The 8,979-nt window shown below is 33.8% G+C and carries 9 protein-coding genes; 1 reads left to right on the top strand and 8 read right to left on the bottom strand.

Annotated elements, in window-relative coordinates:
• A partial coding sequence (locus tag BM024_RS10605; protein ID WP_143077760.1) for a T9SS type B sorting domain-containing protein occupies positions 1 to 305 on the top strand: 305 nt, incomplete at its 5' end.
• 450 nt (positions 306 to 755) lie between these two features.
• On the opposite strand, the gene BM024_RS10600 is transcribed toward BM024_RS10605, so the two are convergent.
• The 8 genes from BM024_RS10600 to BM024_RS10565 are packed head-to-tail and all read right to left on the bottom strand — an operon-like array spanning position 756 to position 8,960.
• Positions 756 to 2,129, bottom strand: coding sequence for an NADH-quinone oxidoreductase subunit N (locus BM024_RS10600; RefSeq protein ID WP_090680024.1), 1,374 nt, complete (start codon positions 2,127 to 2,129; stop codon positions 756 to 758).
• 46 nt (positions 2,130 to 2,175) lie between these two features.
• On the bottom strand, positions 2,176 to 3,606 hold the full coding sequence (locus BM024_RS10595; RefSeq protein WP_090680023.1) for a complex I subunit 4 family protein: 1,431 nt from the start codon (positions 3,604 to 3,606) through the stop codon (positions 2,176 to 2,178).
• A 9-nt stretch (positions 3,607 to 3,615) separates the two neighbouring features.
• Entirely contained in the window at positions 3,616 to 5,502 is a 1,887-nt protein-coding gene (gene nuoL, locus BM024_RS10590) for an NADH-quinone oxidoreductase subunit L (RefSeq protein ID WP_090680021.1), read from the bottom strand.
• A gap of 6 nt (positions 5,503 to 5,508) precedes the next feature.
• Positions 5,509 to 5,829, bottom strand: a complete 321-nt coding sequence (gene nuoK / locus BM024_RS10585) for an NADH-quinone oxidoreductase subunit NuoK (RefSeq protein ID WP_090680019.1) — start codon at positions 5,827 to 5,829, stop codon at positions 5,509 to 5,511.
• A gap of 1 nt (position 5,830) precedes the next feature.
• Positions 5,831 to 6,340 carry an NADH-quinone oxidoreductase subunit J family protein gene (locus BM024_RS10580; RefSeq protein WP_090680017.1) on the bottom strand — a complete coding sequence of 170 codons (510 nt, stop codon included), beginning with the start codon at positions 6,338 to 6,340 and terminating at the stop codon, positions 5,831 to 5,833.
• Between the two features lie 2 nt (positions 6,341 to 6,342).
• Entirely contained in the window at positions 6,343 to 6,885 is a 543-nt protein-coding gene (gene nuoI, locus BM024_RS10575) for an NADH-quinone oxidoreductase subunit NuoI (RefSeq protein ID WP_090680015.1), read from the bottom strand.
• Between the two features lie 5 nt (positions 6,886 to 6,890).
• On the bottom strand, positions 6,891 to 7,922 hold the full coding sequence (gene nuoH / locus BM024_RS10570) for an NADH-quinone oxidoreductase subunit NuoH (protein WP_090680014.1): 1,032 nt from the start codon (positions 7,920 to 7,922) through the stop codon (positions 6,891 to 6,893).
• A 12-nt stretch (positions 7,923 to 7,934) separates the two neighbouring features.
• Positions 7,935 to 8,960: an NADH-quinone oxidoreductase subunit G gene (locus BM024_RS10565; protein ID WP_090680012.1), complete on the bottom strand. Its 1,026-nt coding sequence runs from the start codon at positions 8,958 to 8,960 to the stop codon at positions 7,935 to 7,937.
• Positions 8,961 to 8,979: the final 19 nt, after the last annotated feature.

The following is an 8,979-nucleotide window of genomic DNA, read 5'->3' as shown; positions in this document are numbered from 1 at the left end:
CAGGAGCTTGTGCTGTGTCTAAGGTTGTTTCTATCATGAATTATCCAAAATACTTTACACCTAACGGGGATGGGTTTAACGACACATGGAATGTTTTGGGAGTTAAGAGTCAACCAGGTGCAAAGATTTATATCTTTGACCGCAGTGGTAAGTTACTCAAACAGCTGAGTCCATTGGGAGAAGGTTGGGATGGAACTTACGGAGGTAGACCAATGCCATCTACGGATTACTGGTTTACGATAGAGTACAATGATTTTTCAGGAAATAAAAGAGAATACAAAGGACATTTTTCACTAAAAAGATAGTTGTGTACTTCTTTGTAAGAGTGAACGTTAGATAGTATTCTACGGTTTTATAATAGAAAAGGGTGAGATAGTGATGTCTCATCCTTTTTTGTTTTTATACGGATTCGATAAAGAAATATCGTAGGAGAATAGCTTTTGAAATTAATTTTGCTTTACCTATAAAACTAGAAGAAGGAAGTTAGTTTAAAACATTGTATTGAAGTTGTATTTAAATTGGGGAGTTAGAATTGTCTGTTTTTGGTATGTATTGAGTGTATTTTTGTATTATGTAGTTTGGAATTGATGGAATTAAGTATACTCAAAAGAAATGATGGATGTTTTGAAAAGGATATAGTAGTAATTTTCTTATGAGTGCTTTATCTATTTTAATCAAATTTTTGAAGATACTATAAATAAAAAAAGGCTGTTTCCTCTGGTTAGGAAACAGCCTTTTTTATGAGTATGTAGAGATTAAAAAATATCCAATAAAAATGAAGGATATAAACCTATTACAATATTGATTAGAATTGCTACTACACCTACAACCTTGTAAGATAACGGTATTTGTAGTTCTGATGCGTTTTCCTCAACTTCTTTTGTATACATAGCTAAGATTACCTTGAAGTAATAGAAGATGCTTATAATTGAGTTTATTACTCCGAATATAACTAGGGTAATGTATCCTTTTTCCAAAGCTTGTGAAAACAAGAAGAATTTTCCAAAGAATCCAGCAAAAATTGGAATACCTCCCATTGATAGTAATGCTATAGACATTACAGCTGCTAATAGAGGACTTCTTTTAGCCAATCCATTGAACTGTTCTATTAGTTCTTCACTTTTTCCTCTACATACAACAATTACAACTGTAAAGGCTGCTATACCTGCTAAAGCATATGCTGTAGCATAGTAAAATAAGCTAGCTTCAGACTGTGCGAGATTTACCAATGCCATTATCATGAATCCGGCATGAGATATACCAGAATAAGCTAATAGTCTCTTTATATTATCTTGACGTAACGCCATTATATTACCAACTGTCATTGTGATAATAGATATGAAAACCAAAGCAGTTATATAAGCTTCAGGCATCGATAAAGTAAGTATTAAACTTAATTTATAAAGCGTTGCAATCGCTACAACTTTAGCTAGAGTACTCATTAGAGTGGTAGTTAAAGTTGGAGCACCTTGATATACATCTGGTGCCCAGAAGTGAAATGGGACAGCTGCAATTTTAAATAACATACCTATAATAATCAATACAACCCCAAGTTGATACCATTTTGGTATTCCACCATTGATGGCAAGTTTGAATATTTCTCCTATGTCAAAAGTAGCAGTAGCTCCATAGATAAATGCAATTCCAAATAAAACAACCCCAGAAGCAAAAGAACCTAATAAAAAGTACTTCATTCCAGATTCATTACTTCTAATGTCTTTACGATTACTACCTGCAAGAATGTATAATGAAATGGAAAGAATTTCTAGTCCTAAAAAAAACATTGCCATATTTCCGAAACTCACCATAGAAACAGCTCCCATAAGAAGGAACAGTTTTAAGGAGATGTAATCAGATATTTTAGGTAGTTGATCTTTATAGAAATCACCACTTAATGTCACTAAAAATATAGTAAGTACTATAAACAGCGAGTTAAAGGCAGTTGAAAATTTATTTACGACAATCATATTGTTGAAGTAAGTAGCTTGTAGCCCAAAATCATTTATAGTTAAGCCTAGAATTCCCAATAATCCAATAATGGTTATTGGAATGATGAACTTTCTAAGGTTTATGATTTCTGCTATGAGTACTAAAACCGCTAATCCTCCAATTGCTATTAATGTATTCATTTGTGTTATTTTGAATTTAAGATAATCGGTATTACCGAATCCGTTTTTACTTAATTTGTGTCATAATTTCAACCAAACTAGGAGTAATCAAATCCGTTAAAGGTTTTGGATAAACACCTAAGAAAAGAATTGCAATAACTAATACGCCTAATACAAATCCTTCAATTTTGGTTAGATCAGCGAAAGGTTTTGAATTGGTCTCACCTAACATCGATTTTTGGAACATTCTCAACATATAGAAAGCTCCAAGAATGATACTAGTACCACCGATTATTGCATACCAGATGTTTACTTGTGAAAGACCGAATAACAATGAAAATTCTCCAATGAAGTTAAACGTTCCAGGTAGTCCTACAGAAGCAAAAGTTAGAATTAAGAATAACGAAGCAAACTTTACAGCTTGTTGACGGATTCCTCCCATCTCATTGATAAGTCTCGTTTCGTATCTTCTAAAAATGATTTCAGCAACAAAAAATAAAGCAACTATAACAAATCCGTGAGCTAACATTTGATAAACAGCACCACGCATACCATCTAATGTCAAAGAATAGGTACCAGCAGCTATTAAACCAACGTGAGCCAATGAAGAATAAGCGAAGAAACGTTTAATATTTGATTGTTTTAATGCAATAAAAGAACCATAAACTACGCCTATTAAACTCAACACAATAACAGTTGTCATCAATTCTTTTGCAGCTTGTGGAGCAATAGGAATTTGCCAACGAATAATAGAGTACAACCCCATTTTCAGCATAATACCTGAAAGTAGCATTGTTCCAACTGTTGGTGCTTTTTCATAAGTAGAAGCCTGCCAAGTGTGGAATGGAAAAATAGGAATCTTAATAGCGTAAGCCAAAAAGAATGCTATAAAAATCCAGTATTGTTCTCTAGAGGTTAAATTTAAATCGTATAAATCTTGTAGTAAGAAACTACCTGCTTTTTGATACAAATAAATAAAAGCCACCAACATAAACAAAGAGCCCGCGAACGTGTAAATAAAGAACTTTATGATTGCTTTTTTACGAGCTTCAAAAGTATCATTACCCCACAATAGAGCTATGAAGTATATTGGAATTAATGCTAATTCCCAGAAGATATAGTATAAAAAACCATCAGAAGCTAAGAAAGTACCAGCCATAGCAAAAGCCATAAACAATACTAAAGCATAGAAGGTGTTTTTTTTCTCAATTGGACTTTCGAAAGATGAAAGTATAATTAATGGTGTAAGTAATGTTGTTAACAAAACTAAAGACAAACCTAATCCATCGCCGTTTAGAGCAATATGAATATTAGGAGTGTTCATCCACTGCGCCAGAAATCCAACATTAACTCCTTGTTGTTGCTGACAAATTAGAAATATACATTCCACAAATGAAGCAACTCCAACAATCAAAGCAACTTTAGCTGCTGATTTACCAGAGAAGTAAGTGGCTAGCGCACCAATCAATAACGTTAATAATAGTATAGTTACGTTCATTTTTCTAAATTATCTTGCGATGAATAAATAATATAATAAGAAACAAATTCCAAAAACAAAGGCAAATAAGTAAAGGCCGATATTTCCGTTTTGTGCCTTTTTACCTTGAAGAGAAAGTGTATCAGCTATTTTTCCAAGTCCGAATACGATTTCTGAAAGTACTAATTCTACGTAGTCCCTAAAGAATGTTCCCAATGCATATATTGGTTTTACAATTAATTTCATATAGATTTCGTCTACATAGTATTTATTGTAAAGCACTTTATGAAAACCTGATATTTCTGAGTCAATAGGTGGAACAGTATTCTTTTTAATGTATTTACTGTAAGCCAATCCAATTCCGATTAAAGCTCCTAAAATAGCTAATGCCATTAAAATATATTCAGATGTGCCTAATATGTGTGGATTACTAGCAGCATTGTTAACAATAATAGGCTGTAGATAATTGTTTAACCAACTTGCACCTGGTAAGCTAATAGCGCCACCAATGACAGATAATATTGCTAATACGATTAATGGAATTGTCATCGCAGAAGGGCTTTCGTGTAAGTGATTCTTTTGCTCTTGAGTTCCTCTGAAATCTTTGAAAAAAGTAAGATATAACAAACGGAACATATAAAAAGCTGTCATTACAGAAGCAATAGCCGCTAAAAACCAAAGTATTTTGTTTTCATGGAAAGCTACCATTAAGATTTCATCTTTTGAGAAGAAACCAGCAAGTGGTGGAATACCTGAAATAGCTAATGTAGCCAATAAGAATGTGATATATGTAACTGACATAAACTTGCGTAGACCACCCATTTTTCTCATGTCTTGTTCACCACCCATTGCGTGAATTATGGAACCAGATCCTAAGAATAAACAAGCTTTAAAGAAGGCATGTGTTATAACATGAAAAACCGCAATTTCATAAGCCCCAAAACCTAATGCCATAAACATTAAACCAAGTTGTGAAACAGTGGAGTAGGCAAGAACTTTTTTAATATCGTTTTGAACAAGTCCAATTGTAGCAGCAAATAAAGCAGTTAAAGCACCAACTACAGCAATAATATCTTGAACCCAAGGAGTTAAGTCAAATACAAAGTTTAAACGAGTAATCATAAAGATACCTGCAGTAACCATTGTAGCTGCGTGAATTAATGCAGAAACAGGAGTAGGTCCTGCCATAGCATCTGGCAACCAAGTATACAATGGGATTTGCGCACTTTTACCAGCCGCACCAATAAATAAAGCTAAAGTTGCCCAGCCTAACCACATATTAATTTGGTGATTAGTTCCTTGCATCAAAGCTTCCTTAATAGTCATATAATCTAAAGTTTGGAATAAGAAAGCCAAGATGAATACACCGATTAAGAAACCTAAATCCCCGATACGGTTCATAATAAAAGCTTTTTTAGCTGCGTCATTATAAGATTGATTTTTGTGCCAAAAACCAATTAATAGATAAGAGCACAATCCAACACCTTCCCAACCAATAAACATCATCAATAAATTGCTACCTGTAACAAGCACAATCATGAAGAATATGAATAGGTTTAAATATGAAAAGAATTTAGCATAGTTTTCATCACCTTTCATATAGCTTGTAGAGTAGAGGTGGATTAAAGTACCAATACCAGTAACGAATAAAAGCCAAAGAATGGATAATTGATCAAGTAAGAATCCGAAAGAAATATTAAAATTTTCTAATGCAATCCAATTAAATAAATCAACTTGAATTGGAGTTCCCGTAGATTGTACTTGAAAAAAGCTTATAACTGAAACAACAAAAGAAATGAATACTGCTAAAGTTGCAATAACCCCAGAAGCATTCCCTAATTTTTTACCAAAGAATAGAGTCGCTAAAGACCCTAGTAATGGTATTAATAATAAAAGTAAAATTATGTTCGTGTCCATTGGGAATTATCCTTTTAAGTTTTTTAAATTATCGATATCGATTGAACCAATATTTCTAAATATAGCTACCAATATTGCTAGTCCTACTGCTACTTCTGCAGCAGCAACTGCCATAGTGAAAAACACGAAAACTTGACCTGAAGCATCTTGGTGATACGTTGAGAAAGCTACCAAAAGCATGTTGGCAGAGTTCAGCATAATCTCAATACACATAAACATTATAATGGCGTTTCGTCTATATAGTATTCCGAAAACTCCAATACAAAATAATATAACGGATAGGTAGATATAGGAATCAATGCCTATTATTTCTAATACATTTACCATATTAAGCTACTTTTTTATCTTTTTTAGAAATTAATACCGCTCCAATCATTGAAAGTAAAAGTAATATAGCGACCATTTCAAAAGGTACCACATACTCGTCCAATAATATTTTCCCTAATACATGGACAGATTGAAAATCTTCTCCAGTTTGAGCATAGTTTAGTTCAAATGATTGATTTGCTCTCATTGCAATGGAAAGTAATAAAACACCTACCAAACAAAAAGATATAGTTGCTACAATTTTAGTGACGAATGGTTTTTGGATTTCATTAGTAACATTAAGATTCATCAACATGATGGTGAAAAGCATCAAAATCATAATAGCTCCTGAGTATACCATAATATGAACCATTCCTAAGAATTGAGCGTTTAATAAGATATAATGACCAGCAATAGAAAAAAAACTCACCACAAGCCAAATAGCGCTGTGAATAGGGTTCTTACTAAGGATGGTTAAAACTGCACTTCCGATAGTTAGAGTCGAAAGGATATAAAATAAAATTTCTATCATAACTAAGCTTGATTCTGTTTAGAGTTTTGAATAGCCATTTCAAGTGGCATAACTAATTCTTCTTTACCAAAGATGAAACTTTCTCTTGTGCTGTTTGACTTTGCAAATACTTTTGATTTCGTCAAATAAATAGCTTGCTTTGGACAAGCTTCCTCACACAGACCACAAAAAATACAACGCAACATATTGATTTCATATATGGAGGCGTATTTCTCTTCTCTATAAAGATGTTTCTCTTCTGGTTTACGTTCTGCCGCTGTCATAGAAATAGCTTCTGCTGGACAAGATAACGCACAAAGGCCACAAGCAGTACAGCGTTCTCTTCCTTCATCATCTCTCATCAACATATGTAAGCCTCTATAAACGGGGCTAAAAGGACGTGTTTGCTCAGGATAGCTGATAGTTACTTTCTTTCTAAACATATGTTTTAAAGTAACCCACATTCCTTTGGCAATAGCAACTAAGTAGATGCTTTCTAACCAAGTAAGTTTCTTATTTGAAACTTGCTTTTTTCTTCCTGAAAATGAATAAGTATCTAAAGACATGTTTTTTATTTTAAAAGTAAAATTACTACCGCTGTAACAAGAATATTGAAAAGGGCTAGTGGTATTAATTTTTTCCATCCAAGGTTCATCAATTGGTCATAACGGAATCGTGGTAATGTCCAACGAACCCACATATAAACAAAGATGAAGAAGCATATTTTAATGAATAAAACAAGCATACCAATAACGTTTGCAATGTTTACTCCCCAATTTTCAACAGCCCAATCCATTCCAGGGTAATTATATGCTCCAAGATATAGTATTGACAATATTGCAGAAGAAACAAACATACTAGCATATTCGGCGAAAAGGAAGAACCCCATACGCATTGAAGAATATTCTGTATGGTAACCACCAATTAATTCTTGCTCACATTCAGCAAGGTCAAATGGATTACGATTAGTTTCTGCAAAAGAACAAATCCAAAAAATCAGAAAACCTAATGGTTGATAAAAGATATTCCAGTTCATTCCGTTTTGTTGCAGTGCTATCTCACGTAAGCTCAAAGTTTGAGTCATTAACAACAAAGCAATAATAGAAAGACCCATTGCAATTTCATAAGAAATCATTTGAGAAGCTGCACGCATGGCACTCATCAATGAGTATTTATTATTAGAAGCCCATCCACCAATCATTATTCCATAAACACTTACAGAAAGAACTGCAAAAATGTATAATAGACCAACATTAATATCTGCGGATTGTAAGATAATATCGCGACCAAACAAATGAAGTTTGTCTCCCCATGGTAATACAGCACTTGTTATAAGAGCAATAGTCATAGAAATTGTAGGCCCTAAAACGAATAAGAATTTATTAGGAGTGTCTGGTGCATATTCTTCTTTAGCAAATAATTTTAAACCATCCGCTAAGGGTTGAAGGATACCTCCTTTTCCTGCACGGTTAGGTCCTATACGGTCTTGTATCCAAGCGGCAATCTTTCTCTCGGCGAGTGTCATGTACATTGCCATCAACATAGTAATAGCAAACACTACTAGGATGATAACACTCTTTTCTATAAGGATAGTATTGTCCATACTTTAATATGATTATTTTTTAGATTCTTCTTCTTTGAAAGGAACATTGGTCATACTGATTTTAACTCGGTCTTGATCACGTCCTTTTAAAATTTGTTTTTCTGTATCAATAACTACTGTATCTAACTTACGAGTGTAGTTATTTTGGTTGATTACTGAGAATTTTTCAAATTTTCTCGGACCTTCAACAACCCAGTCTGCTGTATCTTTATGATCGAATCGACATTCGTTACAGATGAATTCCTCAACCTCATGATAAACATCTTTTCTAGCAGTAACTCGTTGTATTTCATCACCAAACATCCAAAGAGTAGTCTTTCCACAACATTTATCACAATCTCTATGAGCATTAAAAGGTTTGTTAAACCAAACACGTGATTTAAACCTAAATGTTTTATCAGTCAAAGCTCCAACAGGACATACATCAATTACGTTTCCAGAGAAATCATTATCAATAGCTGCAGTAATATAAGTTGAAATTTGCGCATGATCCCCTCTTCCACAAACTCCATGTACACGACCATCTGTAATTTGTTCTGCTGTTTTTACACAACGGTAACAAAGGATACAACGGTTCATGTGAAGTTGAATTTTGTCACCAATGTTTTCAGGTTCAAAAGTTCGCTTTTCTTCTTTGAAGCGGGTTAATTCTTTACCGTGCTGATAGCTTAAATTTTGAAGATCACATTCACCAGCTTGATCACAAACAGGGCAATCCAAAGGGTGATTTATAAGTAAAAATTCAGTTACAGCTTTTCTAGCTTCCATAACACGTGGAGATGAAAGGTTTTTAACCTCCATACCATCCATAACAGTGGTTTTACAAGAAGCCATAAGTTTTGGCATTGGACGCTCGTCTGCGTCGCTACCTTTACTAACTTCAACTAAACAAGCTCGGCAATTACCTCCTGTGTCTTCTAATTTTGAATAGTAGCACATAGCTGGTGGGACAGATGGTCCGCCCATCATTCTTGCTGCTTGTAGAATTGTTGTTCCTGGTTCTACCTCTATTTCATGTCCGTCTATAATAACTTTCATAAAGCTTATATTATTTGAG

The organism is Myroides guanonis (assembly GCF_900114085.1).
GTDB lineage: Bacteria > Bacteroidota > Bacteroidia > Flavobacteriales > Flavobacteriaceae > Flavobacterium > Flavobacterium guanonis.
This window is presented reverse-complemented; position numbering and strand designations above follow the sequence as displayed.

What these genes read in the sequence shown, in the direction of transcription:
- BM024_RS10565 (WP_090680012.1), bottom strand. Translation starts at nt 8,960, where the DNA reads ATGAAAGTTATTATAGACGGACATGAAATAGAGGTAGAACCAGGAACA.
- nuoI (WP_090680015.1), bottom strand. Translation starts at nt 6,885, where the DNA reads ATGTCTTTAGATACTTATTCATTTTCAGGAAGAAAAAAGCAAGTTTCA.
- BM024_RS10580 (WP_090680017.1), bottom strand. Translation starts at nt 6,340, where the DNA reads ATGATAGAAATTTTATTTTATATCCTTTCGACTCTAACTATCGGAAGT.
- BM024_RS10595 (WP_090680023.1), bottom strand. Translation starts at nt 3,606, where the DNA reads ATGAACGTAACTATACTATTATTAACGTTATTGATTGGTGCGCTAGCC.
- nuoL (WP_090680021.1), bottom strand. Translation starts at nt 5,502, where the DNA reads ATGGACACGAACATAATTTTACTTTTATTATTAATACCATTACTAGGG.
- BM024_RS10600 (WP_090680024.1), bottom strand. Translation starts at nt 2,129, where the DNA reads ATGAATACATTAATAGCAATTGGAGGATTAGCGGTTTTAGTACTCATA.
- nuoK (WP_090680019.1), bottom strand. Translation starts at nt 5,829, where the DNA reads ATGGTAAATGTATTAGAAATAATAGGCATTGATTCCTATATCTACCTA.
- nuoH (WP_090680014.1), bottom strand. Translation starts at nt 7,922, where the DNA reads ATGGACAATACTATCCTTATAGAAAAGAGTGTTATCATCCTAGTAGTG.